The organism is Cupriavidus sp. GW823-FHT06D04 (assembly GCF_058795055.1).
In genome coordinates this window covers 29,539-56,006 of sequence record NZ_JBXAHL010000009.1, presented here as the reverse complement: position 1 = coordinate 56,006, position 26,468 = coordinate 29,539, and the positions used below count along the sequence as shown (strand labels likewise).

Genomic DNA, 26,468 nt, shown 5'->3' with positions numbered 1-26,468 from the left:
GGCCCGATCTTCGGCCCCCGGATTGCCTGCCCCAATCAAGTGGGTGCCGGCAATGCGCGGGCCGTTTTTCGTGGGCCAACTCTTTCCCACATCGCACCATGACCCAAGCCGCAGCACCTTCCCGCCCCCCGATGCTGACCATGGCCCAGGCGCTCGACGCGCTGCTCGGCGCCGCCCGTCCGCTGGCGCAGGTTGAATCCATCGATACGCTCGACGCCAACGGCCGCGTGCTGGCCGCGCCCGTGACCAGCACGCTGCGCGTGCCGCCGGCCGACAACACCTCGATGGACGGCTACGCCATGCGCGCGGCCGATGTGCCCGCTGCCGGCACGCGGCTGCGCGTATCGCAACGGATTCCCGCCGGCCATGTCGGCACCGCGCTGGAACCCGGCACCGCCGCGCGCATCTTCACCGGTGGGCTGATTCCGCGGGGCGCCGACGCCGTGGTGATGCAGGAGCAATGCACCGTCGAGGGCGAGGACGTGATCGTCAACCACGTGCCGCAACCCGGCGAATGGGTGCGGCGCGCGGGCGAGGATATCGAAGCCGGCAGCGTGATCCTGCCGGCCGGCACGCGGCTGACGCCGCAGGCGCTGGGGTTGGCCGCATCGGTCGGCCAGGCGAAGCTGGACGTGGTGCGGCGCGTGCGCGTGGCGGTGTTCTTTACCGGTGACGAACTGGCGATGCCGGGCGAGCCGCTCAAGCCGGGCGCCATCTACAACTCCAACCGCTTCACACTGCGCGGCCTGCTGGAAAACCTGGGCTGCGAGGTCAGCGACTTCGGCATCGTGCCCGACACGCTGGCCGCCACGCGCGAGACGCTGCGCCGCGCGGCGCAGGGACACGACCTGATCATCACCTCGGGCGGCGTTTCGGTCGGCGAGGAAGACCATATCAAGCCCGCGGTCGAGGCTGAAGGGCGGCTCGACATGTGGCAGATCGCGATCAAGCCGGGCAAGCCGCTGGCGTTCGGGCAGGTCAACAACGATGCCGAGCCGGCGTTCTTCCTGGGTTTGCCTGGCAACCCGGTGTCCAGCTTCGTGACCTTCCTGCTGTTCGTGCGCCCGTTCATCCTGCGCCTGCAGGGCGTGGCCGGCGTGACGCCGCGGCGCCTGCCGCTGCGCGCGGATTTCGAACTGAACAAGGGCGACCGCCGCAATGAGTTCCTTCGCGCGCGCATCAATGCCGAGGGCGGCCTGGACCTGTTCCCCAACCAGAGCTCGGGCGTGCTGACCTCGACCGTCTGGGGCGACGGCCTGATCGACAATCCGCCCAACCAGGCGATCGCGCGCGGCGATACCGTGCAGTTCATTCCGTTTGACGGCCTGCTCGCGTAGCCGGCCAGCACGACCAGGACAGAAGCAGTGATGATCATTGAACTCCGATTCTTTGCCAGCGTGCGCGAGCAGCTGGGCGTGACCGAAGAGCGCGCCGAGGTGCCGGCCGACGTGCGCACCGTGGGCGAGCTGCGCCAGTGGCTGCGCCAGCGCGGCGGCGCCTGGGCCGAGACCCTGGCTGAAGGGCGCGCGCTGCGCATGGCTGTCGACCATGCGGTGGCGCGCCCCGATACGGCGATTGCCGACGGCTGCGAAGTCGCCTTTTTCCCACCAGTGACCGGAGGCTGAGATGAGCGTCAGGGTGCAGCGTGAGGATTTCGATCTTGGCGCGGAAGTCGCGGCGCTGCGAGCCGGCAATCCGGCGGTCGGCGCGGTGGCCAGCTTTATCGGCACCGTGCGCGATGTCAGCGACGGCAGCGCGGTCAGCGCGATGGAGCTGGAGCACTATCCGGGTATGACCGAGAAGGCGCTGGCGCAGATCGAGGCGGCTGCGTGCGCGCGCTGGGCGCTGCTGGGCGTGACCATCATCCACCGCGTGGGCCCGATGCAGCCGCTGGACCAGATCGTGATGGTCGCGGTGGCGTCGGCGCATCGCGGCAATGCCTTTGCCGCGTGCGAGTTCATCATGGACTACCTCAAGTCCGAAGCGCCGTTCTGGAAGAAGGAAGACACCCCGGAAGGCGCGCGCTGGGTCGATGCCCGCGTGACTGACGAAGCCGCCCTCCAGCGCTGGGGGATCGCATCGTTCAATGCCAGCGGCGACGATGCTGGCGCACCACCGGAGAAGCAGGGCGGGAGCCAGCCCTGATGGGGCCGCTCGGCTTTGTCGCCGTGGGCGTGGGCGCCGCGGCCGGTGCGTGGCTGCGCTGGGGCTTCGCGGTGCTGTGGAACGCGATCAATCCCGCGCTACCCTATGGCACGCTGGCGGCCAACCTGCTGGGCGGCTACCTGATCGGCCTGGCGGTCGGATTCTTCGATACGCACGCGGGCCTGCCGCCGGAATGGCGCCTGCTGGCTATCACCGGCTTCCTTGGCGGGCTGACCACGTTCTCGACCTTTTCCAGCGAGGTGCTGGCGAACCTGATTGCCGGCGACTACGGCTGGGCGGCGCTGCACCTGCTGCTGCACCTGGGCGGCTCACTGCTGCTGACCGCGTTCGGCCTCTGGACTTACCGCTTGCTGGCCTGACGCGGCCCTGGCGATCAGGTCCAGCAGCGCGGCATTGAACGCCTGCGGCCGCTCCATGTGGGGGCTATGACCGGCGCCGGCCACCACGCTGAATCCCGCCTCGGGCCGCAGTGCGAGCGTGGCGGCACCCACCGCGGGCGCATAGAGCCGGCTGGCTTCCCCGTACAAATGGAACAGCGGCCGCCCGGTGCCGCGCAGTGTCTCCCGGAAATCCTGGCGCGCCATGTCTTCCCATAGCGCGGCAAGCGCCGCCACATCGCACTGGTCCGCCATGTGCGCGATGCGCTGCATTGCGGTGCCTTCCGGGCGCCTTCCCGCCGACCACATTCCCAGTGCAACCGACGGCGCCAGCCGGGGCCAGTCGGCCCGGATGCGGGCCGCCATCTGCGCGGCGTGCGCAATCTCATAGTGGCCGTGCAGGCCATGCGGCCAGGCCGGATCGGTCACCAGCCTGGGTGTCATGTCGATGCTGCCGACCGCTGCCAGCGGAAGACCCGGATGGTCTCGCAGCAGCGCCCATGCCACCATCGCCCCCATCGACCAGCCAGCCACCACCACGTCTGTCAGCCCGAGGTGCGCAACCAGTCCGGCGACGTCGCGCGCCAGCGCCGTGATCGTGGTGCCGTCGCGTTCGCGCGACAGGCCGTGGCCGGCATGGTCGGGTGCGATCACGCGGAATCCCGCCAGTGCGAGCGCCCGCTGGCCGTCGAAGGCCTCGCCGGTGACCGACCAGCCGTGCAGCAGCAGCAGCGGCCGTCCCTGGCCGGTTTCGCGCCAGCCTGGCAAGGCGCCACGCGCCGGGTGGCTGGCGAAGGGCGGCGGAGTGGGGCCGGCAGGTGCCGAATCGGGAGCGTCCAACGATGGTTCTCTCCTGGCAGGAGGGTAAAGGGCAGCGGCCTGGATGCCACCGGGTGAGGGTGCCTCTCTATTGACATCCATGGTGGGCAATTTATACGATGAAACATGAATCAGCTATCAGGTTTTGCCTGAGTGGCGATTCCCGGCGCAGGCAGGCGCGGAGGAGGCGCCTGCCTGCGCCGGCATGGCAGGAAGCGGCTGGCATTCCAATGACAAGGCGCGCAGCGCCACCGGAGACAAGATGTCCCAGACCGACACGGGCGCACCGCCCGAAACCGGCGCAATCCGCGAACCCGGCCACGCCGGCGGCATCTGCCCGCCCAAGACCGCGCGCGGGCAGAAGACGCGCGAGGCGCTGCTGCGCGCGGCCGAGAAGGTGTTCGGTGAGAAAGGCTATTACGCTGCGTCGATCTCCGAGATCACGCAGGAAGCCAAGGTCGCGATGGGCACCTTCTACCTGTATTTCAAGGACAAGGAAGATATCTTCCGCGCACTGGTCGCGCACATGCTGGAACTGGTGCGCGCCCACCTGCGCAAGCACGTTGCCGCCGCGGCCACCCAGATGGAAGCCGAGCGCCTGGGCCTGAAGGCATTTCTCTCATTCGTGTCGCGCCACAAGAACCTGTACCGGATCGTGCTGGATTCGTACTCGGTGGACGAGACCATCTACAGCAGCTATTTCCAGGTGTTTGCCGAGCTTTACAGCCGGCGCCTGACGCGCGCCGAAGAGCAGGGCGAGATCGTGCCCGGCGACGCCGAGGTGCGCGCCTGGTGCCTGATTGGCATCAGCAACTTCCTGGGCATGCGCTATGCGCGCTGGAAGCGCCCGCCTTCGATGGAGAAGGTGGTCGACACCGCCTTCGACCTGATCTCGCACGGCCTGCAGCCGCGATGAACGCCCACGCAGAACCCCTGGTGCAGTGGGAGCGCGCCGATGGCGTGGCATTGCTGCGCCTGAACCGGCCGCAGCGGCACAACAGCCTGGTGCCCGAGTTGCTGGAAGCGCTGCTGGCCGCGCTGGACGAGATTGAAGTCGACCCCGCGATCCATGCCGTGGTGCTGACGCATGCCGGAAAAAATTTCTCCACCGGCGGCGACGTCGCGGCATTCGCTGCGCAGGGCGACGCGATAGCCAGCTACGCCGACCGGCTGCTGGCACTGCTGAACCGCTCGATCCTGCGACTGGCAGCGCTGCGCTGCCCGGTGGTGGCGGCGGTGGAGGGCTGGCTGACGGGCGGCTCGCTGGGCCTGGTGCTGGCGTGCGACATGGCGGTGCTGGCGCGGGATGCGCGCATCGCGCCGTACTACACGGTGGTTGGCTTCAGCCCGGACGGCGGCTGGACCGCGATGCTGCCGCAGCTGGTCGGCACGCCGCAGGCGCGCGCCTGGCAGCTGAACAATACGATCGTCGCCGCGCCGAAGGCAGAGGCACTTGGCCTGGCCACCGCGCTGGCCGCGCCGGGTTCGGCCGAGGCCGATGCCGTGACGCTGGCGCGCGGCGTCATGCGCAAGGTGTCGGGCAGCGTGGCCCGCACGCGCGCGCTGTTGCGCTGGGACGCCGACACCCTGGCGGCCGGCCTTGAGCGAGAGCGCGCGGCCTTTGTCGCCCAGATCGCCAGTGCCGAGACCGCCGACGGCATGCGGTGCTTCCTGGCAGGACGCACGCGCGAATAGTCCGTACAGCATTCCAAAGCAGTTGCAGCAGGTTTCATCCAGACAAACACAAACGAGACCGAACACAGGAGACAGCAATGCAACGCAACCCACTCGCCGTACGTGCCCTGGTCATGGCCGCCGGCCTGCTTGCCGCCGGCACCGCGCTGGCCAAGGACATCCGCATCGCGCACGTCTATGACAAGACCGGCGCGCTCGAGGCCTACGCCAAGCAGACCCAGACCGGCCTGATGATGGGCCTGGAGTACGCCACCAACGGCACCATGACCGTCAACGGCAACAAGCTGGTGGTGATCGAGAAAGACACCCAGGGCAAGCCGGACGTGGCCAAGGCCCAGCTGGCCGCTGCCTACAGCGACGACCGCGCCGATATCGCGGTCGGCCCCACCTCTTCCGGCACCGCGCTGGCGATGCTGCCGGTGGCAGAGGAATACAAGAAGGTGCTGCTGGTCGAGCCCGCGGTGGCTGACTCGATCACCGGCGACAAGTGGAACCGCTATATCTTCCGCACCGGCCGCAATTCGTCGCAGGACGCAATTTCCAACGCCGTGGCGCTGGACAAGCCGGGCGTGCAGATCGCCACGCTGGCGCAGGACTACGCTTTTGGCCGCGACGGCGTCAAGGCCTTCAAGGGCGCGCTGAAGAACGCCAAGATCGTGCATGAGGAATACCTGCCGACCAGCACCACGGACTTCACCGCCGGCGCGCAGCGGCTGTTTGATTCGCTCAAGGACAAGCCGGGCCGCAAGGTGATCTTCATCATCTGGGCCGGTGCCGGCAACCCGTTCAAGATCGCCGATCTCGATCCCAAGCGCTACGGCATCGAGATTGCCACCGGCGGCAACATCCTGCCGGCGATGGCCAGCTACAAGAACTTCCCGGGCATGGAAGGGGCCACGTACTACTACTTCGGCATCCCCAAGAACAAGGCCAATGAGTGGCTGGTGTCCAACCACTACAGCAAGTTCAAGGCGCCGCCCGATTTCTTCACGGCCGGCGGCATGACTGCGGGCATCGCGCTGGTCGAGGCGCTGAAGAAGACCAGCGGCGAGACCGGCACCGAGAAGCTGATCACGGCGATGGAGGGCATGTCGTTCGACACGCCCAAGGGCAAGATGACCTTCCGCAAGGAAGACCACCAGGCCATGCAGTCAATGTACCACTTCAAGATCAAGGTGGATCCGGCCTTCGCCTGGGGCGTGCCTGAACTCGTGCGCGAGATCAAGCCCGAAGAGATGGCCGTGCCCGTGCGCAACCACCGCTGATGAACGCGCCAGCCTCTTTCGCCCGGTCCGCGCCGGCGCCGTCGCAGCCGGCCGCCGGGCACGCCGGCGCGACTGCCGCCGGGGCGCAGCCGCTGCTGGAAACGCGCGGCCTGACCATCCGCTTTGGCGGCCACGTGGCCGTCAATGCGGTGTCGTGCGCGTTCCGGCCCGGCGAGCTGACCTGCATCGTCGGCCCCAACGGCGCCGGCAAGACCACGTATTTCAACCTGGTCTCGGGCCAGTTGCCGCCCACGGCGGGGCAGATCCTGCTGGATGGCGAGGACGTGACGCGCCTGCCGGTGTCGCAGAAGACGCGCCGCGGCATTGGCCGCGCCTTCCAGCTGACCAGCCTGTTTCCGCAGCTGTCGGTGCTGGAGAACGTGCGGCTGGCGGTGCAGGCGCGCCAGCAGCGCGGCATCGATCTGTTCTCGATGTGGACCAGCCACCGCGACGTGCAGGCCCAGGCCATGGCGATCCTGGAGCGCGTGGCGCTGGCCGGCAAGCGCCAGTTGACAGTGGCCTCGTTGCCGCACGGCGACCAGCGCAAGCTGGAGGTCGGCATCCTGCTGGCGCTGCAGCCGCGCGTGTTCATGTTTGATGAGCCCACCGCGGGCATGAGCGTGGATGAAGTGCCGGTGATCCTTGACCTGATCCGCGAGATCCGCCAGGACCGCAGCAAGACCGTGCTGCTTGTCGAACACAAGATGGACGTGGTGCGCTCGCTGGCCGACCGCATCATCGTGCTGCACAACGGCACCCTGGTGGCCGACGGCGACCCGGCCGAGGTGATCGCCTCGCCGGTGGTGCAGCAGGCTTACCTGGGCATGCCGGAAGAGGAGGGCAGCCATGGCTGACGCACAAGCAACCGGGCCGATCCTGCGGCTGCAGGGCGTGCAGACCCATATCGGCCCGTACCACATCCTGCACGGCGTGAGCTTCGAGGTGCCGCGCGGCGGCGTGACCATGCTGCTGGGGCGCAACGGCGCCGGCAAGACCACCGCGCTGCGCACCATCATGGGCCTGTGGCAGGCCAGCGCGGGCACGGTGACCTTTGACGGCACCGACATCACGCGCCACAGCACGCCCGCGATCGCGCAGGCCGGCATTGCCTACGTGCCGGAGAACATGAGCGTGTTCTCTGACCTGACCGTGGCCGAGAACATGCGCCTGGCAGCGCGCACCGGCGCCATCGATGAGCGCCGGCTGGACTGGGTGTTCCGCATGTTCCCGGCGCTGAAGACCTTCTGGCAGCAGCGTGCCGGCGTGCTGTCGGGCGGGCAGAAGCAGATGCTGTCGGTGGCGCGCGCCATCATCGAGCCGCGCCAGCTGCTGATCGTCGACGAGCCCACCAAGGGCCTGGCGCCGGCCATCATCCAGAACATGATCCATGTGTTCCGCGAGCTCAAGCAGACCGAGGTGTCGATCCTGCTGGTGGAGCAGAACTTCCATATGGCGAAGTCGGTGGGGGATACGGTGGCGGTGATGGACGATGGCCGCACGGTACACACGGGCACGATGGCGGCGCTGGCTGGAGACGACTTGCTGCAGCAGAAGCTGCTGGGGCTGTCGCTGGCGGCGCACCAGTAACGCGGGACAACACACATGACCACTTCAACGACATTGCCGGCCGCCGCACCGACGGACCTGCCCAAGGTCCGGCTCGACTGGACCCCGCTGGCGCTGGCGCCGCTGCTGATGCTGCTGGCCTATCCGCTGGTCGGCAGCCCGTCGACCTGGCTGACGCTGACCATTGCCGGCCTGGCGATGGGCATGATCATCTTCGTCGTCTCGTCCGGCCTGACGCTGGTGTTCGGCCTGATGGATGTGCTCAACTTCGGCCACGGCGCCTTCATCGCGCTGGGTGCTTATGTGGCCGCCTCGGTCCTGCTGCCACTGGCAGGCTGGGTCGAGGCCGACAGCCTGGCGTTGAACCTGTCGGTGTTTGCACTGGCGATCGTAGCCGCGATGGTCGCAGCCGGCGCGGTCGGGCTGTTCTTCGAGCGCGTGGTGGTGCGCCCGGTCTACGGCCAGCACCTGAAGCAGATCCTGATCACGATGGGCGGCATGATCGTGGCCGAGCAGCTGATCAAGGCGATCTGGGGTCCTGAGACCATTGCGCTGCAGGTGCCCACCACCTTCCGCGGCGCGGTGCTGCTGGGCGATGCCGCCATCGAGAAATACCGGCTGATCGCGATGGCACTGGGGCTGGTGATCTTTATCGCGATGCTACTGCTGCTCAACCGCACCCGCATCGGCCTGCTGATCCGCGCCGGCGTGGAGAACCGCGAGATGGTCGAGGCGCTTGGCTACCGCGTGCGGCGCCTGTTTATCAGCGTGTTCGTCGCGGGCGCGGCGCTCGCGGGGCTGGGCGGGGTGCTGTGGGGGCTGTACCAGCAGAACATCACCGCGGCGATCGGCGCGCAGGTGAATGTGCTGATCTTTATCGTCATCATCATCGGCGGGCTGGGATCGACTACCGGCTGCTTTGTCGGCGCGTTGCTGGTGGGGCTGATGGCCAACTACACCGGTTTCCTGTTCCCCAAGGTGGCTCTGTTCTCCAACATCCTGCTGATGATGCTGGTGCTGCTGTGGCGCCCGCAGGGGCTGTTTCCGGTGGCGCGGCGCTGAGGGCAACGATCATGATCCGACTTCTCTCCGGCGACCTGCCGCGCAGCCGCGTGCTGACCGTGATCCTGCTGCTGATCCTGGTGGCCCTGGCGTGCGCCCCATTCGCCTTCCCCGGCGCGCGTGCGCTCAACATGGCGGCCAAGATCTGCATCTTCGTGGTGCTGGTGGCCAGCTATGACCTGCTGCTGGGCTATACCGGCATCGTTTCCTTCGCCCACACCATGTTCTTCGGCATTGGCGGCTATGGCGTGGCCATCGCCATGTCGCGCATGGAACCAGGCTGGGGGGCGCTGCTGGTGGGCACTGTCGGCGCGCTGGCGGTGTCGGCGCTGCTGGCTTTCCTGATCGGGCTGTTCTCGCTGCGGGTGCGGGCCATCTTCTTTGCCATGATCACGCTGGCGGTGGCGACCGCCTTCGCCACGCTGGTGTCGCAACTGTCGGAATGGACCGGTGGCGAAGACGGGCTGACCTTCAAGGTGCCGGAGGTGCTGCGTCCCGGCTTTACGCTGGGCGAGGCCGAATGGCTGGGCGTGCCGCTGAGCGGCAAGCTGCTCAGCTACTACCTGGTGTTCGCCGGCGCGGTGGTGCTGTTTCTGGTGCTGCTGCGCATCGTCAACTCGCCCTTTGGCCGGGTGCTGCAGGCGATCCGAGAGAACGATTTCCGTGCCGAGGCGATCGGCTACCGCACCGTGGTGTACCGTACCGTGTCGACGGTGCTGTCGGCGATGTTCGCCACGCTGGCCGGCGTGCTGATGGCGATCTGGCTGCGCTATAACGGGCCCGATACCTCGCTGTCGTTCGAGATCATGGTCGACATCCTGCTGATCGTGGTGATCGGCGGCATGGGCACGCTCTATGGCGCGGTGATCGGCACGGTGCTGTTCCTGGTGGCGCAGACCTACCTGCAGGACGTGATGAAACTGGCCAGCGACACCACCGCCGCGCTGCCGCTGCTGTCGTCGCTGCTGCATCCGGACCGGTGGCTGCTGTGGCTGGGTTTGCTGTTTATCCTGAGCGTCTATTATTTCCCGCAGGGCGTGGTGGGGCGGCTGCGCGGCACCGGGCCCGTGCAGGATGTGGCAAGCTGAGCGGAGGCTAGCGCATGTACGTCATCGACTGGCTGCACAAGAACGCGCAGCATTTCCCCGACAAGGTCGCGCTGGTAGACGTGGAGAGCGGCCGCCAGGTGACCTATCGCCACTTCAACGAACGCGCCAGCCGCTTCGCGGAATACCTGCGTGACCACCTGCAACTGGCGCCGGGCACGCGCGTGGCGGTGCTGGCGCACAACAGCTCGGACTATTTCGAGATGCTGTATGGCTGCGCCAAGGCCGGCATGGTGATGGTGTGCCTGAACTGGCGCCTGCCGGCGGCAGAGTTGCTGCCGATCCTGCAGGACTGCACGCCCGAGGTGCTGGTGGCCGGCGACGGCTTCCTGGCCGTGGCCGCCGAGCTGGCGCGCGCGATCCCGCTGCGCGCGGTGCTGCACCTCGCCGACGACGAGGCCGCCGACGTTCCCGGTGGCTGGACCGAGTACGAGGCGGTGCTCGACGCCGCCTCCGGCCGCATCATCGAGATGCCGTGCCGCGATGAGTCCGAGGTCTGGCACCTGCTCTATACCTCCGGCACCACCGGCAAGCCAAAGGGCGTGATCCAGACCTATGGCATGGTCTACTTCAACGCCGTCAACGCGATGCTGGCCAACAAGATCACGCGCGACGACGTGTTCCTCAACGTGCTGCCGTTCTTCCACACCGGCGGACTGAACCTGTATGCCAACCCGGTGCTGCACGCGGGCGGCACGGTGCACATCATGCGGCAGTTCGAGCCGCAGGTGGTGCTGGGCAAGCTCGACCGCGCCAGCGGCGAGGGCATCACCATGTTCTTCGCGGTGCCGGCGGTGTACCTGTTCCTGAGCCAGCACCCGCGCTTCGCGCAGGCGGACTTCGCCGGCGTGCGCAATATGTCGGCGGGGGGCTCGCCGGTGCCCAGGCCGCTGCTGGAGGCCTACCTGGCCAAGGGCGTGACCATCTGCTTCGGCTTCGGCATGACCGAGACCGGCCCCACGGTCTTTGTCTGCGACGAAGATACCGCGCGCCGCAAGATCGGCACCATCGGCAAGCCGGTGGGGTCGATGCTGACGCGCATCGTCGATGCGGTTGGGGCGGACGTAGGCCCGGGCGAGCGTGGCGAACTGCTGATCAAGGGCCCCGGCGTGACGCCAGGCTACTGGAACCTGCCCGAGGCCACCGCGGCCGCGATCCGCGACGGCTGGCTCCATTCCGGCGATATCGCCTACCGCGACGAGGACGGCGACTACTACATCGTCGACCGGGCCAAGGACATGTTTATCTCCGGCGGCGAGAACGTCTATCCGGCCGAAGTCGAGAGCGTGCTGTTCCAGCTGCCGGGCGTGGCCGAGGCCGCCGTGATCGGCGCGCCGGATGCGCGCTGGGGCGAGGTCGGCATGGCGCTGGTGGTGCTGCGCCCGGGCGCAGCCCTGGAGGCCGATGCCGTGATCGCCCACTGCAAGGCGCAGCTGGCCGGCTACAAGGTGCCGCGCCATGTACGCTTTCTCGATGCGCTGCCGCGCACGCCGTCCGGCAAGGTGGAAAAGCACAAGCTGCGCGCAAAGTTTTCTGGCTGAGGTGCATGGCCGCGCCAGCCGTTGCCGTGTTTTTGATTTCCGCAGTTCGCAGTCTCCGCAGTCCTCGATCTGAAGACAACTCGACAGCCCCGGCCATCCGGGTGCGCCAGGAGGAGGTTGACATGCATTCCACGCAGATCCCGCCGCAGCAGAAACAGAGACGCCGTCTCAGGCTCAAGGTGCTGGCGGCCGCCGCATCGATGCTGGCCGCCGCCTGCGGTTCGGGCGATGACAACAACAACGGCAACGGCAGCAACCCCAATACCAAGCCGGCGAATATCGGCACGGTCACCATCAACAGCTACAACGGCACCACCGACGACCTGCTGACCGCGGGCCTGGGCAAGGACGGCCTGGCCAGCGCCGCCGCGCCGCTGCCGGCCAACCCCACCGCGCCGACCGCGGCGGAGTTGCGGCGCTATGCGATCCATACCAACTATCGTGCCATTGTCGACACCACCGCCAGCGGCGGCTACGGCTCGCTCTACGGCCCCAATGTCGACGCGCAGGGCAATGTCACCGGCTCCGAAGGCAAGGTGGCCGGCGTGGAGTACCTGGCCTTTTCGGACGATGGCTCGGGCCAGCAGAACGTGACCATGCTGGTGCAGATCCCCGCGTCGTTCAACACGTCGAAGCCGTGCATGATCACCGCCACCTCATCCGGTTCGCGTGGCGTCTATGGCGCCATCGCCACTGGCGAGTGGGGCCTGAAGCGCGGCTGCGCGGTGGCCTATACCGACAAGGGTACCGGCGCCGCGCCGCATGACCTGGATACCGACACCGTGCCGCTGATCGACGGCACCCGCGCCACGCGCGCGGCGGCCGGCAAGAACGCGGAGTTTGCCGCGCCGGCGGGGGCCACCTCGCTGGCGGAATTTACCGCTGCCAACCCGCACCGGCTGGCGTTCAAGCATGCGCATTCGCAGCGCAACCCGGAGAAGGACTGGGGCAAGTTCACGCTGCAGGCGGTGGAATTTGCGATCTGGGCGATCAATGACCGCTTTGGCGCCGTGTCGGCCAACGGCACCCGCCAGCGCACCCTGGGCAAGGACAGGATCGTGGTGATCGCCTCCAGCGTGTCCAACGGCGGCGGTGCCGCGGTAGCGGCGGCCGAGCAGGATGCCGGCGGGCTGATCGACGGCGTGGCGGTGGGCGAGCCCAACCTGAACATGCCGCCAAATACCGGCATCGTGGTGCAACGCGGCGCAACGCCGGTGGCGGCTTCGGGCCGCACGCTGTACGACTACACCACCACGGCCAACCTGCTGCAGCACTGCGCCGCGCGGGCCACCGCGCTGACCCAGGCGCCGTTCTACACCAACCCCGCCACGGCGACGTTCTTTGCCAACCGCTGCCAGACGCTGGCGGAAAAGGGCCTGGTGAGCGGCACGAACACGGACGAACAGAGCGCCAGCGCGCTGCAGGCGCTGCGTGCCGCTGGCTGGGAAGCGGAATCGGACGATCTGCACCCGTCGCTGGCCGTGTTTGACGTCGCCGCCGCGATCTCGGTCAACTATGCCAACGCGTATGCGCAGGCCAGCGTCACCGACCGGCTGTGCGGCTACAGCTTTGCCAGCACGCTGACCGACCTGAAGCCCGCGGCAATCGCGCCCGCGGCGCTGGCGTCGATGTTCGCCACCGGCAACGGCGTGCCGCCGCAGCCGCCGGTCCAGTTGATCAATGACCTCGATCCGCAGCATGGCCCGTACCTGAACCTGGCGTCGGTTTCACCGTTGACGCTGCGGGCAGACCTGAATTACGACGGCGCCAACTGCCTGCGCAGCCTGCTGGCCGGCTCCGACGCCGCGGCACGCGCATTGCAAGCCGGCCAGGCGCTGACGCTGCGCAACGGCAACCTGCGCGGCAAGCCGGCGGTGATCGTGCACGGGCGTAGCGACGGGCTGCTGCCGGTCAACCATACCTCGCGCCCGTATCTCGGGCTGAACCGGCAACAGGAGGGGGTGACCAGCAAGCTGTCATACGTGGAGGTCGAGAACGCCCAGCACTTCGATGCCTTCATCGGCCTGGTGCCGGGCTACAGCAACCGCTATGTGCCGCTGCACGTCTACCTGAACCGGGCCCTGGATGCGGTCTACGACAACCTCACCGCGGGCAAGGCGCTGCCGCCGTCGCAGGTGGTGCGCACCACGCCGCGCGGGGGCACCCTCAATACGCCGGCGCCGACGCTGCTGCCGTCCAACGTGCCGCCGTTCGCCGCATCGCCTGCGGCCGGCAACGCGATTACCGTCAACGCTAATACCGTACAGGTGCCTGACTGATGAACGATGCCCTGCCGCGCGTGCTGTCGCAGCGCGACTTTGACCGCTTCGCCGCCTTGTCGCACGACGACAACCCGATCCACTGCGATCCGTCCTTTGCCCGTGGCACGCATTTCGGCGCCACCGTGGCGCACGGCATGTTCCTGTTTTCGCTGCTGTGCGCCCACACCTGGCGGCAGGTGCCCGGGCCGGCGTTGCCGGTCGGGCAGACGCTGATGTTCCCGACGCCGGCCTTCGTTGGCGATACGGTGCAGATCGCGCTGGCGCCGCAGCACGCGCCAGCCGGACTGGCGCGCTACGGCACCACCGTTGGCAGCGCGGGTGGGCCGGGCGAGGCGCCGCGCGTTACGGCCGTGGGCGAATCGCTCTGGCTGCCGGATGCCGGGCCGGACGCACTGGCCTGGCTGCCCGGCGAGACGGCACAGGCGCCAGAGGCGGGCGACGCCATCCTTTACGGCCTGCGCCCTGGTCAGGAAGCCCGTGCGACGCGCGCCTTCGCCCAGGCAGACCTGGACGAATACATCACCCTGACCGGCGACGCCAACCCGTATCACGCCGATCCGGCCTTTGCCCGCGCGCGCGGGTTTGGCGGGCCGGTGGTGCCGCTGCCGCTGCTGGCCGGCATGTTCTCGGACCTGCTCGGCACGCAACTGCCCGGACGGGGCACGGGGTGGATGAAGCAGTCGCTGCGCCTCGCTTCAGCCGCGCGGCTGGATGAGCCGCTGACGGCATGCGTGCGCATCGTGCGGCTGCGCGCCGGCAAGGACTTGGTCAACCTGGCCAGCGTGGTCACGGGCGCGGACGGGCGCGTGGTGGTGCAGGGCGAATCACTCGTGCTGGTGCGCAACCTGGCGGACAAGGGCGCCTGCCGCGCCGCCTAGCCGCGTGTCGCTTGCGGCACTTGCGAGCGTGGGAGCCGGGGTTGCCGACATAGCGGCGGATCGGGGTCATTGCGTACCGGCGCGGCCTTGAAATGTCGCGACAAAGCCTTATCTTTCGGAAAGACATCCAGTGTCCGGCAGGGCATACGGGCGCTCCGGCAACGAAGACCGGCGCCGAGGCCCCCGCATCAGGACACGACCTTATCCGAGAGAGGGAATCCTTATGCGTCTTGACAAGCTGACCACCCGGTTCCAGGAAGCGCTGGCTGATGCGCAAAGCCTGGCACTGGGCAACGACAACCAATACATCGAACCGCAGCACCTGCTGCGCGCGCTGCTGGCGCAGGACGACGGCGCCGCCAAGGCGCTGCTGGCGCGCGCCGGCGTCAACGTGCAGGGCCTGCAGAGCGCGCTAGACGCCGCCATCAAGCGCCTGCCGCAAGTGCAGGGCACCAGCGAGGTCCAGATCGGCCGCGACCTGGTGAACCTGCTCAACGCCACTGAGAAGGAAGCCATCAAGCGCGGCGACCAGTTCATCGCCAGCGAGCTGTTCCTGCTGGCCGTCGCCGACGACAAGGGCGACGCCGGCCGCATCGCGCGTGAAAACGGCTTGAACCGCAAGTCGCTCGAGTCGGCCATCCAGGCCGTGCGCGGCGGCGATTCGGTCAACAGCGCAGAGGCCGAGGGCCAGCGCGAGGCACTGAAGAAGTACACCATCGACCTGACCGAGCGCGCCCGCATCGGCAAGCTCGACCCCGTGATCGGCCGTGACGACGAGATCCGCCGCGCGATCCAGATCCTGCAGCGCCGCACCAAGAACAACCCGGTGCTGATCGGCGAGCCGGGCGTGGGCAAGACCGCGATCGTCGAAGGCCTGGCGCAGCGTATCGTCAACGGCGAAGTGCCCGAGAGCCTGAAGAACAAGCGCGTGCTGGTGCTGGACATGGCCGGCCTGCTGGCCGGCGCCAAGTACCGCGGCGAGTTCGAGGAACGTCTGAAGGCGGTGCTGAACGACGTCGCCAAGGACGAGGGCCAGACCATCGTCTTCATCGACGAGATCCACACCATGGTCGGCGCCGGCAAGGCCGAGGGCGCGATCGACGCGGGCAACATGCTCAAGCCCGCGCTCGCGCGCGGCGAGCTGCATTGCATCGGCGCCACCACGCTGGACGAGTACCGCAAGTACATCGAGAAGGACGCCGCGCTGGAGCGCCGCTTCCAGAAAGTGCTAGTGGATGAGCCGAGCGTTGAGGCCACCATTGCCATCCTGCGCGGGCTGCAGGAAAAGTATGAGCTGCACCACGGCGTGGAGATCACCGACCCGGCCATCGTCGCCGCGGCGGAGCTGTCGCATCGCTATATCACTGACCGCTTCCTGCCCGACAAGGCGATCGACCTGATCGACGAGGCGGCCGCGCGCATCAAGATGGAAATCGATTCCAAGCCGGAGTCGATGGACAAGCTCGAGCGCCGCACCATCCAGCTGAAGATCGAGCGCGAGGCGGTCAAGAAAGAGACCGATGAGGCGTCGATGAAGCGCCTGGAGCTGATCGAGCAGGAAATCGCGCGCCTGGAGAAGGAGTACGCCGACCTGGACGAGATCTGGAAGGCCGAGAAGGGCGCCGCGCAGGGCACGGCCGCGCTCAAGGAAGAGATCGAGAAGGTCAAGCTGGAGATCGCCAAGCTGCAGCGCGAAGGCAAGCTGGACAAGGTGGCCGAGCTGCAATACGGCAAGCTGCCGGGCCTGGAAGGCAAGCTCAAGGCCGCGACCGACGCCGAGGCCAGCGAGCAGAAGCAGCCCAACAAGCTGCTGCGCACCCAGGTGGGCGCCGAGGAAATCGCCGAAGTGGTGAGCCGCGCCACCGGCATCCCGGTATCGAAGATGATGCAGGGCGAGCGCGAGAAGCTGCTGAAGATGGAAGACCGCCTGCATGCGCGCGTGGTGGGCCAGGACGAAGCCGTGCGGCTGGTGTCCGACGCCATCCGCCGTTCGCGTGCCGGCCTGGCGGACGAGAACCGGCCCTATGGCTCGTTCCTGTTCCTGGGCCCGACCGGTGTAGGCAAGACCGAGTTGTGCAAGGCCCTGGCCGAGTTCATGTTCGATTCGGAAGAGCACCTGATCCGCATCGACATGAGCGAGTTCATGGAGAAGCACAGCGTCAGCCGCCTGATCGGCGCGCCGCCGGGATACGTGGGCTACGAGGAAGGCGGCTACCTGACCGAGGCCGTGCGCCGCAAGCCGTACAGCGTGGTGCTGCTCGATGAAGTCGAAAAGGCCCACCCGGACGTCTTCAACGTGCTGCTGCAGGTGCTGGACGACGGCCGCCTGACCGATGGCCAGGGCCGCACGGTGGACTTCAAGAACACGGTGATCGTGATGACGTCCAACCTCGGGTCGCAGATCATCCAGTCGATGACCGGCGAGCCGCAGGAAGCGATCAAGGGCGCGGTCTGGCAGGAAGTGCGCACGCATTTCCGGCCGGAGTTCCTGAACCGGATCGATGAAGTCGTGGTGTTCCACGCGCTGGACCAGAAGCATATCGAGTCGATCGCACGCATCCAGCTGCATCGCCTGCAGGCCCGCCTGGCCCGCATGGATATGACGCTGGAGGTGAGCGAGACGGCGCTGGAGAAGATCGCCAGCGCGGGCTACGACCCGGTGTTTGGCGCGCGCCCGCTCAAGCGTGCGATCCAGCAGCAGATCGAGAACCCGGTGGCACGGGCCATCCTGGAGGGCAAGTTCGCCGCCAAGGATGTGGTGCCGGTGGATTATGTCGATGGCGAGTTCACGTTCGGGCGGAAGCTGGACTAAGGCTACCCATGGCTCGATAGACTGCCGGAGCACACAAGCAGTCGATCATAGCCAGGCCCCTGCGATACCACGCAGGGGTTTTTTTTTGTCTTGCCATCGCGCATTGCGTGTAAGGCGGTCCCGCCCCGTGCAATTTTTTCACGCCACGATGCCACGGGTCGTCGCCAGACGCGCCGTTCCGCGCTATCCGCCGAGTGGCACACTTCTCGCGTTGCACAAGGGTTGAGTTTCCCTACAAGGCGCTGCGCTGACGCAGCCGCATCCCCAAGGAGCCCTTCAATGACCGACAAGCCTTTCCTCTCAGACGTCAAGACATTGCGCGAGCGCGCCCGCAAGCACATCGATGATGGCGCCGTGACCGCGGGCTATGCCGCGGATCGCGATACCGTGCTGAAGCTGCTCAACGCTGCGCTGGCCACCGAAATCGTCTGCGTGCTGCGCTATCGCCGACACTACTACATGGCCAAGGGTCCGAACTCGAAAAGCGTGGCGGATGAATTCCTGGCCCATTCCAACGAGGAACAAGGTCATGCTGACCAGATTGCCGAGCGCATCGTCCAGCTGGGCGGCGAGCCCGACTTTGCCCCGGACGGCCTCACCAGCCGATCGCACGCGGAATATGTGGCGGGCACCTCGCTGACCGAAATGATCAAGGAAGACCTGGTTGCCGAGCGTATCGCCATTGACAGCTACCGGGAAATCATCCGGTTCCTGGGCGAGCGCGACCCGACCTCGCGCCGGATGATGGAGGGCATCCTCGCCGTCGAAGAGGAGCATGCCGACGAGATGGCCGACCTGCTGAGCCGGCAGTCCGGCGGCTGACCGGATCGCCACGCACTTGATATTGGTCAAGCCGCGCCAGCGGCCTGCCCGATAAGATTCGTCCTGTCATGGAGATGCGGGGGCGCTCTTCATGACTTGTCTACCCGTTTCCAGAATGGAAACTTCGCCCGCACCGGCTTGCCGGTGCGGGCGTTTTCTTTTGTGCGTGCCGATTGCGCCACCTGCGTGCGCCACCTGCGCCCGCCGCGCCTGCGCCCGCAGGCATGCCCATATTTCCGTCCGATCTTATGCAAAAAACAGCGAAGCATCGGCGAAACCATTCGTTCCGTTCAGATAGGCCCCTCGGTAGTCTTGCTCCTGACACAAGTCCGCCACCCAAGGCGGGCAAGGCAAGAGGCGCCTCGCGCCCATTCACGACACTGACGGGAGCAATACAAGATGATCCGCAAACTGGCCATCAGCCTGGCCGTACTTGGCGCCCTGAGCGCGGCGCAGACCGCAGCGGCCGCCAACCTGCTGAACGTTTCCTACGATCCGACGCGCGAGCTGTATGTCGACGTCAATGCCGCCTTTGCCAAGGCCTGGAAGGCGCAAGGCGGCGACGCCGTGACCGTGCGCCAGTCGCACGGCGGCTCGGGCAAGCAGGCGCGCTCGGTGATCGACGGGCTGGACGCCGACGTGGTCACGCTGGCGCTGGGCTATGACATCGACGCCATCGCGGACAAGGGCCTGATCAAGCCGGACTGGCAGAAGCGCCTGCCGCACAACGCCTCGCCGTACACCTCGACCATCGTGTTCCTGGTGCGCAAGGGCAACCCCAAGGGCATCAAGGACTGGGGCGACCTGGTCAAGCCGGGCGTGCAGGTGATCACGCCCAACCCCAAGACCAGCGGCGGCGCGCGTTGGAACTACCTGGCGGCGTGGGGCTATGCGCAGCGCCAGCCGGGCGGCAATGACGTCAAGGCGCGCGAGTTTGTCGGCGAGTTGCTCAAGCATGTGCCGGTGCTGGATTCCGGCGCGCGCGGCGCCACCACCACCTTTGTCGAGCGCGGCCTGGGCGATGTGCTGATCGCGTGGGAGAACGAAGCCATCCTGGCCATCAAGGAACTGGGCCCGGACAAGTTCGATATCGTCGCGCCGTCGGTGTCGATCCTGGCCGAGCCGCCGGTGGCCGTGGTCGACAAGGTGGTCGACAAGAAGGGCACGCGCAAGGCGGCCGAGGCCTACCTGCAGTTCCTGTACACCGAAGAAGGCCAGGAGATCGCGGCGAAGAACTACTACCGCCCGATCTCGGAGAAGGTGGCGGCCAAGTACGCGGCCAACTTCCCGAAGGTGAAGCTGTTCACCATCGATGAAGCCTTCGGCGGATGGCAGAAAGCCCAGAAGACCCACTTTGCCGATGGCGGCACGTTCGACCAGATCTACCAGCCCGGCAAGAAATAAACCACGAGGCCGGCGCGCCGGGCCGCGTGGGGCGGCCGCGGCGCCGACCGGTCCATCAGAATAAGGAAGCCCGATGTCCATCCTGACGCTCTCCGGCAGCCCGTCGGTCCAGTCCCGCTCCGGCTTAGTGCTGGCGCACCTGCGTGCCACGCTTGAGGCTGCCGGCGAACGCACCCGCCACCTCGACCTGCGCGACCTGCCCGCAGGCCCGCTGCTGGCGGCACGCGTGGACGACCCCGTCATCGCCGCCGCCACGCATGCCGTGTCCGAGGCGCAGGTGGTGGTACTGGCCACGCCGGTCTACAAGGCCGCCTACAGCGGCCTGCTCAAGGCCTTCCTGGACCTGCTGCCGCAGACCGGCCTGCGCGACAAGATCGTGCTGCCGATCGCCACCGGCGGCAGCCTGGCCCATGCGCTGGCGATCGACTACGCGCTGCGCCCGGTGCTGTCCGCGCTGGGCTCGCGCCAGATCCTGCCCGGCATCTTTGCCGTGGACCAGCAGATCGAATCCTTTGAAGCCGCCGGCGTGCGCCAGGCGCGCTTCGATGCCGCGCTGTCGGCACGCCTGGACGAGGGCGTGCTGCGCGTGCGCGATGCGCTGGCGCATTCGCGCATCGAGGTGCCGCTCGATGTGGTGCCCGGCGCCCTGGTCCAACGCGCCGCCGCGATCGCGGTGGCCGAGCGATGTTCCGCCTGAACTGACTGATTGACTGAAGTGGCGCCGGCCTGCCCGGCGCGACGGCAGCGACGCCATGCCACCCGCCACGCGGGGCCGGCAGGGATGCGTGCTGCCGCCACCATCCTGGACATCAATCCGGCCAGCAGGGCATTGCCCCGGGCCATGGAGGACATCGCATGACACTGACCAACCCGTTGCGCGCGGCCAGCCAGCGCCGCCGCCTGATTACCGCCGCGCTGGTGCTTGCCACCGGCCTGGCCTACGGACTATTGCCCGGCCGCGCCGAAGCGCAGTCGAAGAACATCGACCCCAAGGTGCTGCGCATCGGTTACCAGAAATACGGCACGCTGACGCTGCTGAAGGCGCGCGGCTCGCTGGAAAAACGCCTGGCGCCGCAAGGCATCACCGTCAAATGGACCGAGTTCCCCGCCGGGCCGCAACTGCTTGAGGGGCTGAACGTCGGTGCCGTCGATTTCGGCACCGTCGGCGAGGCGCCGCCGATCTTTGCGCAGGCCGCGGGGGCGCAGCTGGTCTACGTCGGCAATGAGCCGCCGGCGCCGGTGGCCGAGGCCATCGTCGTGCCCAAGGGCTCGGCGCTCCGTTCGGTGGCGGAACTGCGCGGCAAGCGCGTGGCGCTGAACAAGGGCTCGAACGTGCATTACCTGCTGGTGCGCCAGCTGGAGAAGGCCGGCATCCCGTACAGCGAGATCCAGCCGGTCTACCTGCCGCCGGCGGATGCGCGTGCCGCCTTCGAGCGCGGGGCGGTCGATGCCTGGGTGATCTGGGACCCGTTCCTCGCCGCAGCCGAGAAGCAACTGGGCGCGCGCGTGCTCGCCGATGGCCGCGGCGCGGATGGCAAGAACGTGGTCAGCAACCACCAGTTCTACCTGGCCTCGCGCCCCTATGCACAAGCAAAGCCGGAGATCGTCAGCCTGATCCTGGACGAACTGGCCACGCTGGGCACCTGGGCGCAAAAGAACCCCAAGGAGGCCACCACGGTGCTGACCGGCGAAACCGGGCTGCCGGCCGACGTGCTTGAGCTTGCCGTCTCGCGCTTCTCCTACGGCGCACGCCCGGTCAGCGCCGAGGTAATGGCCGAGCAGCAACGCATCGCCGACGCCTTCCACTCGCTCAAGCTGATCCCCAAGCCGGTCAAGGTGGCCGATGCGCGCTGGGACGTGCCGCAGCAGCAGGCGAAGCGATAGCCACCTCCATCGCCAGGAACAAAAAGGACAACGACATGCAGGTATTCTGGTTCATCCCCACCCACGGCGACAGCCGCTACCTCGGCACTTCGGAAGGCGCGCGCGAGGTTAGCTTCGATTACCTGAAGCAGGTTGCCGTGGCCGCCGATACGCTGGGCTACGAAGGCGTGCTGATCCCGACCGGGCGCTCGTGCGAAGACCCATGGGTGGCGGCATCGGCGCTGGCGGCCGTCACGCAGCGCCTGAAATTCCTGGTCGCGGTGCGCCCCGGCCTGATGGCGCCGACGCTGGCCGCACGGATGGCGGCAACCTTCGACCGCATCTCCAACGGCCGGCTGCTGATCAACCTGGTCACCGGCGGCGATACCGCCGAGCTGGAAGGCGACGGCCTGTTCCTGGACCACACCGCGCGCTACGAGGCCTCGGCCGAGTTCCTGCGCATCTGGCGCCAGGTGCTGGCGGCCAGCCATGACGGGGACAAGGTGGACTACGAGGGCAAGCACCTGAGCGTGAAAGGTGCCACCGTCCTCTATCCGCCGCTGCAGCAGCCGCATCCGCCGGTGTACTTCGGCGGTTCGTCGGCGCCGGCGCATGCGCTGGCCGGCGAGCAGGTCGATACCTACCTGACCTGGGGCGAGCCACCCGCTGACGTGGCGCAGAAGCTCGACGACGTACGCCGCCAGGCCGCGCGCCATGGCCGCACGGTGAAGTTCGGCATCCGCCTGCATGTGATCGTGCGCGAGACCGAAGCCGCCGCCTGGGCTGCGGCCGATGATCTGATCAGCCGGCTCGATGACGAGACCGTGGCGCGTGCGCAAGCCGTGTTCGCCAAGATGGATTCCGAAGGGCAGCGCCGCATGGCCGCGCTGCACGCGGGCGGCGCGCGCCGCACGCGCGAGGCGCTGGAGATCAGCCCCAACCTGTGGGCTGGCGTTGGCCTGGTGCGCGGCGGTGCCGGCACCGCGCTGGTGGGCGATCCGCACACCGTGGCCGAGCGCATGCGCGAATACGCCGAGCTGGGCATCGACACCTTCGTGCTGTCCGGCTACCCGCACCTGGAAGAGGCCTACCGCTTTGCCGAACTGGTGTTCCCGCTGCTGCCGCGCTCGGTGCGCGACAAGCTGCCGGGCAAGGTGCTGTCGGGTCCGTTCGGTGAAGTCATGGCGACAGGCATCGTGCCGCGCGCCGCGCAGAGTTGAGGGGAGGGCAACCATGAACGCTCCTCTATCGCAGCCGCCGCGTCAGGCACCTCAGGCACTGGCGCGCGCGCTGGCTCCGTGGATCGTGCCGGTGCTGCTGATCGTGGTCTGGCAGCTGGCCTCGCAGAACGGCTGGCTCTCCAGCCGCGTGCTGCCGGCCCCGCTGGCCGTGGTGCAGGCTGCCTGGGAACTGGCGCGCTCGGGCGAGCTGTGGAAGCACGTAGGGGTCAGCACCTGGCGCGCGCTGGTGGGGTTTGCCATCGGCGGCGGGCTGGGCCTGCTGCTGGGGCTGCTGACCGGCACCTTCCGCACCGCGGCCACGCTGCTCGACAGCACGCTGCAGATGGTGCGCAATATCCCGGCGCTGGCGCTGATTCCGCTGGTGATCCTGTGGTTCGGCATCGACGAGACTGCCAAGCTGTTCCTGGTGTCGCTGGGCGTGTTCTTCCCGGTCTACCTGAACACGTATCACGGCATCCGCTCGGTCGATACGGGACTGGTGGAGATGGCACGCAGCTACGGCCTGTCTGGCTGGCAGCTGTACCGCGAGGTCATCCTGCCCGGCGCGCTGCCGGGCATCCTGGTGGGCGTGCGTTTCGCGCTGGGGTTGATGTGGGTGGTGCTGATCGTGGCGGAGACCATCTCCGCGCAATCGGGCATCGGCTACATGACCATGAACGCGCGTGAGTTCTTGCAAACCGACGTGGTGCTGGTGGGCATCCTGCTCTATGCGCTGCTGGGCAAGCTGGCCGACTGGTTGTCGCGCGGGCTTGAGCGCTACTGGCTGCGCTGGCATCCGGGCTACGCCGCGGCCTGAGCGGCCCGTCGCCCCAATCAAGCAAGGAGATCGAGATGCAGATGTATCCGGTGGAACAAGCGGCTTTGGCCGAACTGGAAGCCGGCCTGGCGCGCCGCGAGGCGGCCCGTCCGGTGGCCGAGGTGCCGCGCACGGCGGGTGGTGTGGCGTTGCACGTGCGCCAGGTGGTCAAGCGCTATGACGGCCGCGAAGTGCTGCACAACGTGGCGCTGGACGTGGCGCCGGGCGAGTTCCTGGCGATCGTCGGGCGCAGCGGCTGCGGCAAGAGCACGCTGCTGCGGCTGGTGGCGGGGCTGGAAGCGGCCGATGGCGGAAGCATCACCGTCGACGGTGAATCCGCGGCGAAAGGCCGCGCGCGGCACGCCGACGTGCGCGTGATGTTCCAGGACGCAAGGCTGCTGCCGTGGAAGCGCGTGCTGGACAACGTCGCGCTGGGCCTGCCGCGCGCACGCCGCAGTGAAGCCGCCAATGTGCTGGCGCAGGTGGGCCTGGCCGACCGCGCGCAGGCCTGGCCCGCACGGCTGTCCGGTGGCCAGCGCCAGCGCGTGGCCCTGGCGCGTGCGCTGGTCCACCACCCGCAGCTGTTGCTGCTGGACGAGCCGCTGGGCGCGCTGGATGCGCTCACGCGCATCGAGATGCAGGGGCTGATTGAGTCGCTGTGGCGCCGCCTTGGCTTCACGGCGCTGCTGGTCACGCACGACGTGTCCGAAGCGGTGGCGCTGGCCGACCGCATCGTGCTGATCGAGGAGGGCCGCATCGCCATGGATGAGCGCGTGGCGCTGGCGCGCCCGCGCGAACGCGGCGCGGCTGGCTTTGCGCGACTGGAGGCGAAGGTGCTGCAGCGGGTGATGCGGCAAGCGCCGCAGGCGCAGGGGCAGGTACCGTCGCATGCCGGTGCGCATGCCGAACCTGGCGCCACGACCGCGCAGCTGAACGTGAGCTGGGCAACTTGAGCGTGCCACCTGCGGCAATGTGCGCCGCGCATATCGACAGGCCGTAATCTTCATTCGCTCGCGCCCGCTGACCTCCTATCATGAGCAGGCAGGCCGATGCGGTGCGACAGCACAGAGGGCGCATGGAGCGCCCGTCATCACTAATCCGACCACGAGGCCGAGGGGCCCGGTCAACCGAAGGAATGCCATGCCAGGCGTGCATGAACCCGCGGGCGCAGTGCCTGCGCTCCAACGTTATCTGGAATCGCTGCCGCGCCAGCCGCTGGCTGACCGGCAATTGTGGCGCGACGCGCGCGGGCAGGTGCAGGGCCAGTTCTTCAACTGCTCGCTGACCAGCGCGTTCGAGCCGCTGGTGACGCTGGCAGACCGGCAGGTGGTGGCACATGAGGGTTCGATCCACACGTACGCAGAGGACGGCGTGGGCCTGGCGGCATGGAAGCTGTTTGCGATGGCGGCCGACGACAACACCCTGGTGTCGCTGGACCGGCTTTCGCGCCTGCTGCATGCCATCAACTACTTTGCCGCCGAGGGCGAGCACAAGCTGGTGCTGAACGTGCATAACCGGCTGCTGGCCGCGGTCACCGACGACCACGGCGCTGCCTTCCGGCGCGCATTGCAATCGCTGGGCCTGCCGCTGGAGCGCTTTGTGATCCAGGTGCCGGCCAGCGCCAATGACGACCTGTCACTGCTGTTGCATGTCGTTGGCAACTATCGGCGCAACGGTTTCGCGGTAAGCCTGCAGGCGTCGGATCCGGCGGAAGCCGGTGCACTGATGGCGCACGCGTTGCCGGACTGGCTCAAGCTGGACATGCGCCGCACCTGGACCGACCGCCAGCTGTCGGGCCTGCGTGCCAGCGCGGCCAGTGCCGGCGTAACGCTGATCGGGCGGCGCCTGCAGAACGCCGAAAGCATCGAGCGCCTGCAGGCCGCGGGCATCGGCCTGGGGCAGGGCGCCTTCGCCGGCGCGCCGGTCAGTGCGGCAGGGCTGCGCGCAGGCCTGGCGAGCGCCGCGCATGCATTGGACAAGGAGGTGGTATGACGCAAGCGAACCGGCTTTCCGGCGCTCATGGCACGCGCCTGGACATCCCGCGGCACCTGCAGGTGCTGACCGTGCCGGGGCTGCATGGCAGCGGCCCGGGACACTGGCAGAGCCGCTGGGAGCAGCGCTTCCCGGACTGGCAGCGGGTGGAGCAGCACGACTGGTCGCGCCCCAGCCTGCCGCTGTGGGCCGAGCGTGTCTCCGAAGGCGTGATGCGCGCCCAGCGCGTGGCCGCGCGCGGCGCGGTGCTGGTGGCGCACAGCTTTGGCTGCCTGGCGTCGCTGCGCCAGGCGGCGCTGGATCCGGTCGGCATTGCCGGCGCATTGCTGGTGGCGCCGGCCGATCCGGACAAATTTGGCGTGGCGGCGCTGCTGCCGGCCTACCGGCTGCCGTTCCCGACCATCATGGTAGCCAGCTGCAACGATCCCTGGATGCCGCAGCGCACCGCTTTCAGCTGGGGCACGCTGTGGGGCAGTGAGCTGGTCGATGCGGGCAGCCTGGGCCACATCAATGCCGATTCCGCACTGGGTGAGTGGCCTGAAGGCCTCGCGCTGCTCGATACCCTGGTCCAGCGCATCGCGCAGGCAGGCGATGCCGGCTCCATAAGTGAGTCATCCGCCGCCTGGGAGTCTGGCATCGAGGTTGTGTCTACCGTCCCTTATATCTAAACCGTCTAAGAAAATTCATAAAGATTCGTTCTGTTTATAAGGGCGACTCTGCAGAATCTGTCTCGTAGGCCGGCGCAATATGCGCTGGCGTCATAAAGAACGGCCCGCCGGGA

The 26,468-nt window shown here is 67.8% G+C and carries 25 protein-coding genes; 24 read left to right on the top strand and 1 reads right to left on the bottom strand.

Annotation, left to right across the window (positions count from 1 at the left end):
- Positions 1-98: 98 nt before the first annotated feature.
- The 4 genes from AC1Q7H_RS14045 to crcB are packed head-to-tail and all read left to right on the top strand — an operon-like array spanning position 99 to position 2,525.
- The gene (locus AC1Q7H_RS14045; RefSeq protein WP_211979848.1) at positions 99-1,337 is read left to right on the top strand and encodes a molybdopterin molybdotransferase MoeA; all 1,239 of its coding nucleotides are present in this window, start codon (positions 99-101) and stop codon (positions 1,335-1,337) included.
- Between the two features lie 30 nt (positions 1,338-1,367).
- Positions 1,368-1,625 carry a molybdopterin converting factor subunit 1 gene (gene moaD / locus AC1Q7H_RS14040; RefSeq protein ID WP_013957127.1) on the top strand — a complete coding sequence of 86 codons (258 nt, stop codon included), beginning with the start codon at positions 1,368-1,370 and terminating at the stop codon, positions 1,623-1,625.
- A 1-nt stretch (position 1,626) separates the two neighbouring features.
- On the top strand, positions 1,627-2,145 hold the full coding sequence (locus tag AC1Q7H_RS14035) for a molybdenum cofactor biosynthesis protein MoaE (RefSeq protein WP_011615581.1): 519 nt from the start codon (positions 1,627-1,629) through the stop codon (positions 2,143-2,145).
- The gene (gene crcB / locus AC1Q7H_RS14030) at positions 2,145-2,525 is read left to right on the top strand and encodes a fluoride efflux transporter CrcB (protein WP_013957125.1); all 381 of its coding nucleotides are present in this window, start codon (positions 2,145-2,147) and stop codon (positions 2,523-2,525) included. The genes AC1Q7H_RS14035 and crcB overlap by 1 nt, the downstream gene beginning before the upstream one ends.
- On the opposite strand, the gene AC1Q7H_RS14025 is transcribed toward crcB, so the two are convergent.
- Positions 2,475-3,383 (bottom strand): alpha/beta fold hydrolase, encoded by a 909-nt coding sequence (locus tag AC1Q7H_RS14025; RefSeq protein WP_013957124.1) that lies wholly within the window; start codon positions 3,381-3,383, stop codon positions 2,475-2,477. The two genes, crcB and AC1Q7H_RS14025, sit on opposite strands and share 51 nt — an antisense overlap.
- Before the next feature lie 241 nt (positions 3,384-3,624).
- On the opposite strand from AC1Q7H_RS14025, the gene AC1Q7H_RS14020 reads away from it, so the two are divergent.
- From AC1Q7H_RS14020 to AC1Q7H_RS13925, 20 genes are all read left to right on the top strand, one after another.
- Positions 3,625-4,278, top strand: a complete 654-nt coding sequence (locus AC1Q7H_RS14020) for a TetR/AcrR family transcriptional regulator (protein ID WP_114134230.1) — start codon at positions 3,625-3,627, stop codon at positions 4,276-4,278.
- Entirely contained in the window at positions 4,275-5,057 is a 783-nt protein-coding gene (locus tag AC1Q7H_RS14015; protein WP_492381400.1) for an enoyl-CoA hydratase/isomerase family protein, read from the top strand. Before AC1Q7H_RS14020 ends, AC1Q7H_RS14015 begins: the two co-directional genes overlap by 4 nt.
- A gap of 77 nt (positions 5,058-5,134) precedes the next feature.
- A complete protein-coding gene (locus AC1Q7H_RS14010) occupies positions 5,135-6,322 on the top strand; it encodes a substrate-binding domain-containing protein (RefSeq protein ID WP_013957121.1) in 1,188 nt (395 codons plus the stop codon).
- A gap of 92 nt (positions 6,323-6,414) precedes the next feature.
- Positions 6,415-7,176 carry an ABC transporter ATP-binding protein gene (locus AC1Q7H_RS14005; protein ID WP_041227982.1) on the top strand — a complete coding sequence of 254 codons (762 nt, stop codon included), beginning with the start codon at positions 6,415-6,417 and terminating at the stop codon, positions 7,174-7,176.
- On the top strand, positions 7,169-7,909 hold the full coding sequence (locus tag AC1Q7H_RS14000; RefSeq protein ID WP_211979845.1) for an ABC transporter ATP-binding protein: 741 nt from the start codon (positions 7,169-7,171) through the stop codon (positions 7,907-7,909). The genes AC1Q7H_RS14005 and AC1Q7H_RS14000 overlap by 8 nt, the downstream gene beginning before the upstream one ends.
- 15 nt (positions 7,910-7,924) lie before the next feature.
- Positions 7,925-8,950 carry a branched-chain amino acid ABC transporter permease gene (locus AC1Q7H_RS13995; RefSeq protein WP_013957118.1) on the top strand — a complete coding sequence of 342 codons (1,026 nt, stop codon included), beginning with the start codon at positions 7,925-7,927 and terminating at the stop codon, positions 8,948-8,950.
- 11 nt (positions 8,951-8,961) lie between these two features.
- The gene (locus AC1Q7H_RS13990; RefSeq protein WP_013957117.1) at positions 8,962-10,038 is read left to right on the top strand and encodes a branched-chain amino acid ABC transporter permease; all 1,077 of its coding nucleotides are present in this window, start codon (positions 8,962-8,964) and stop codon (positions 10,036-10,038) included.
- 14 nt (positions 10,039-10,052) lie between these two features.
- Entirely contained in the window at positions 10,053-11,597 is a 1,545-nt protein-coding gene (locus tag AC1Q7H_RS13985; RefSeq protein ID WP_013957116.1) for an acyl-CoA synthetase, read from the top strand.
- A 122-nt stretch (positions 11,598-11,719) separates the two neighbouring features.
- Complete coding sequence (gene phaZ2, locus AC1Q7H_RS13980; protein ID WP_211979844.1) at positions 11,720-13,876, top strand: D-(-)-3-hydroxybutyrate oligomer hydrolase; 2,157 nt, start codon at positions 11,720-11,722, stop codon at positions 13,874-13,876.
- Positions 13,876-14,757, top strand: coding sequence for a MaoC/PaaZ C-terminal domain-containing protein (locus AC1Q7H_RS13975; protein WP_013957114.1), 882 nt, complete (start codon positions 13,876-13,878; stop codon positions 14,755-14,757). The genes phaZ2 and AC1Q7H_RS13975 overlap by 1 nt, the downstream gene beginning before the upstream one ends.
- Before the next feature lie 223 nt (positions 14,758-14,980).
- Positions 14,981-17,569, top strand: a complete 2,589-nt coding sequence (gene clpB / locus AC1Q7H_RS13970) for an ATP-dependent chaperone ClpB (RefSeq protein ID WP_211979843.1) — start codon at positions 14,981-14,983, stop codon at positions 17,567-17,569.
- Between the two features lie 279 nt (positions 17,570-17,848).
- Positions 17,849-18,391, top strand: a complete 543-nt coding sequence (locus AC1Q7H_RS13965) for a ferritin-like domain-containing protein (protein ID WP_013957112.1) — start codon at positions 17,849-17,851, stop codon at positions 18,389-18,391.
- A 399-nt stretch (positions 18,392-18,790) separates the two neighbouring features.
- A complete protein-coding gene (locus tag AC1Q7H_RS13960; protein ID WP_013957111.1) occupies positions 18,791-19,795 on the top strand; it encodes a sulfate ABC transporter substrate-binding protein in 1,005 nt (334 codons plus the stop codon).
- Between the two features lie 73 nt (positions 19,796-19,868).
- Complete coding sequence (gene ssuE, locus AC1Q7H_RS13955) at positions 19,869-20,492, top strand: NADPH-dependent FMN reductase (RefSeq protein ID WP_211979842.1); 624 nt, start codon at positions 19,869-19,871, stop codon at positions 20,490-20,492.
- Positions 20,493-20,650: 158 nt separating this feature from the next.
- Positions 20,651-21,679: a sulfonate ABC transporter substrate-binding protein gene (locus tag AC1Q7H_RS13950; protein ID WP_211979841.1), complete on the top strand. Its 1,029-nt coding sequence runs from the start codon at positions 20,651-20,653 to the stop codon at positions 21,677-21,679.
- 35 nt (positions 21,680-21,714) lie between these two features.
- Positions 21,715-22,878 (top strand): FMNH2-dependent alkanesulfonate monooxygenase, encoded by a 1,164-nt coding sequence (gene ssuD / locus AC1Q7H_RS13945; protein WP_011615572.1) that lies wholly within the window; start codon positions 21,715-21,717, stop codon positions 22,876-22,878.
- Positions 22,879-22,891: 13 nt separating this feature from the next.
- Positions 22,892-23,695: an aliphatic sulfonate ABC transporter permease SsuC gene (ssuC, locus tag AC1Q7H_RS13940; RefSeq protein ID WP_153953598.1), complete on the top strand. Its 804-nt coding sequence runs from the start codon at positions 22,892-22,894 to the stop codon at positions 23,693-23,695.
- A 35-nt stretch (positions 23,696-23,730) separates the two neighbouring features.
- A complete protein-coding gene (locus tag AC1Q7H_RS13935; RefSeq protein ID WP_211979840.1) occupies positions 23,731-24,648 on the top strand; it encodes an ATP-binding cassette domain-containing protein in 918 nt (305 codons plus the stop codon).
- Positions 24,649-24,835: 187 nt separating this feature from the next.
- The gene (locus tag AC1Q7H_RS13930; protein WP_013957106.1) at positions 24,836-25,687 is read left to right on the top strand and encodes an EAL domain-containing protein; all 852 of its coding nucleotides are present in this window, start codon (positions 24,836-24,838) and stop codon (positions 25,685-25,687) included.
- On the top strand, positions 25,684-26,355 hold the full coding sequence (locus AC1Q7H_RS13925; protein ID WP_211979839.1) for an RBBP9/YdeN family alpha/beta hydrolase: 672 nt from the start codon (positions 25,684-25,686) through the stop codon (positions 26,353-26,355). The genes AC1Q7H_RS13930 and AC1Q7H_RS13925 overlap by 4 nt, the downstream gene beginning before the upstream one ends.
- Positions 26,356-26,468: the final 113 nt, after the last annotated feature.

Bases quoted from the DNA above. Each gene is read 5' to 3' on its own strand.
- ssuE (WP_211979842.1), top strand. From the start codon at position 19,869: ATGTCCATCCTGACGCTCTCCGGCAGCCCGTCGGTCCAGTCCCGCTCC.
- AC1Q7H_RS13935 (WP_211979840.1), top strand. From the start codon at position 23,731: ATGCAGATGTATCCGGTGGAACAAGCGGCTTTGGCCGAACTGGAAGCC.
- ssuC (WP_153953598.1), top strand. From the start codon at position 22,892: ATGAACGCTCCTCTATCGCAGCCGCCGCGTCAGGCACCTCAGGCACTG.
- AC1Q7H_RS13975 (WP_013957114.1), top strand. From the start codon at position 13,876: ATGAACGATGCCCTGCCGCGCGTGCTGTCGCAGCGCGACTTTGACCGC.
- AC1Q7H_RS13965 (WP_013957112.1), top strand. From the start codon at position 17,849: ATGACCGACAAGCCTTTCCTCTCAGACGTCAAGACATTGCGCGAGCGC.
- AC1Q7H_RS14015 (WP_492381400.1), top strand. From the start codon at position 4,275: ATGAACGCCCACGCAGAACCCCTGGTGCAGTGGGAGCGCGCCGATGGC.
- AC1Q7H_RS13930 (WP_013957106.1), top strand. From the start codon at position 24,836: ATGCCAGGCGTGCATGAACCCGCGGGCGCAGTGCCTGCGCTCCAACGT.
- AC1Q7H_RS14020 (WP_114134230.1), top strand. From the start codon at position 3,625: ATGTCCCAGACCGACACGGGCGCACCGCCCGAAACCGGCGCAATCCGC.
- AC1Q7H_RS14045 (WP_211979848.1), top strand. From the start codon at position 99: ATGACCCAAGCCGCAGCACCTTCCCGCCCCCCGATGCTGACCATGGCC.
- crcB (WP_013957125.1), top strand. From the start codon at position 2,145: ATGGGGCCGCTCGGCTTTGTCGCCGTGGGCGTGGGCGCCGCGGCCGGT.
- AC1Q7H_RS14000 (WP_211979845.1), top strand. From the start codon at position 7,169: ATGGCTGACGCACAAGCAACCGGGCCGATCCTGCGGCTGCAGGGCGTG.
- AC1Q7H_RS13950 (WP_211979841.1), top strand. From the start codon at position 20,651: ATGACACTGACCAACCCGTTGCGCGCGGCCAGCCAGCGCCGCCGCCTG.
- phaZ2 (WP_211979844.1), top strand. From the start codon at position 11,720: ATGCATTCCACGCAGATCCCGCCGCAGCAGAAACAGAGACGCCGTCTC.
- ssuD (WP_011615572.1), top strand. From the start codon at position 21,715: ATGCAGGTATTCTGGTTCATCCCCACCCACGGCGACAGCCGCTACCTC.
- AC1Q7H_RS13985 (WP_013957116.1), top strand. From the start codon at position 10,053: ATGTACGTCATCGACTGGCTGCACAAGAACGCGCAGCATTTCCCCGAC.
- clpB (WP_211979843.1), top strand. From the start codon at position 14,981: ATGCGTCTTGACAAGCTGACCACCCGGTTCCAGGAAGCGCTGGCTGAT.
- moaD (WP_013957127.1), top strand. From the start codon at position 1,368: ATGATCATTGAACTCCGATTCTTTGCCAGCGTGCGCGAGCAGCTGGGC.
- AC1Q7H_RS13925 (WP_211979839.1), top strand. From the start codon at position 25,684: ATGACGCAAGCGAACCGGCTTTCCGGCGCTCATGGCACGCGCCTGGAC.
- AC1Q7H_RS14035 (WP_011615581.1), top strand. From the start codon at position 1,627: ATGAGCGTCAGGGTGCAGCGTGAGGATTTCGATCTTGGCGCGGAAGTC.
- AC1Q7H_RS14010 (WP_013957121.1), top strand. From the start codon at position 5,135: ATGCAACGCAACCCACTCGCCGTACGTGCCCTGGTCATGGCCGCCGGC.
- AC1Q7H_RS13960 (WP_013957111.1), top strand. From the start codon at position 18,791: ATGATCCGCAAACTGGCCATCAGCCTGGCCGTACTTGGCGCCCTGAGC.
- AC1Q7H_RS13990 (WP_013957117.1), top strand. From the start codon at position 8,962: ATGATCCGACTTCTCTCCGGCGACCTGCCGCGCAGCCGCGTGCTGACC.
- AC1Q7H_RS13995 (WP_013957118.1), top strand. From the start codon at position 7,925: ATGACCACTTCAACGACATTGCCGGCCGCCGCACCGACGGACCTGCCC.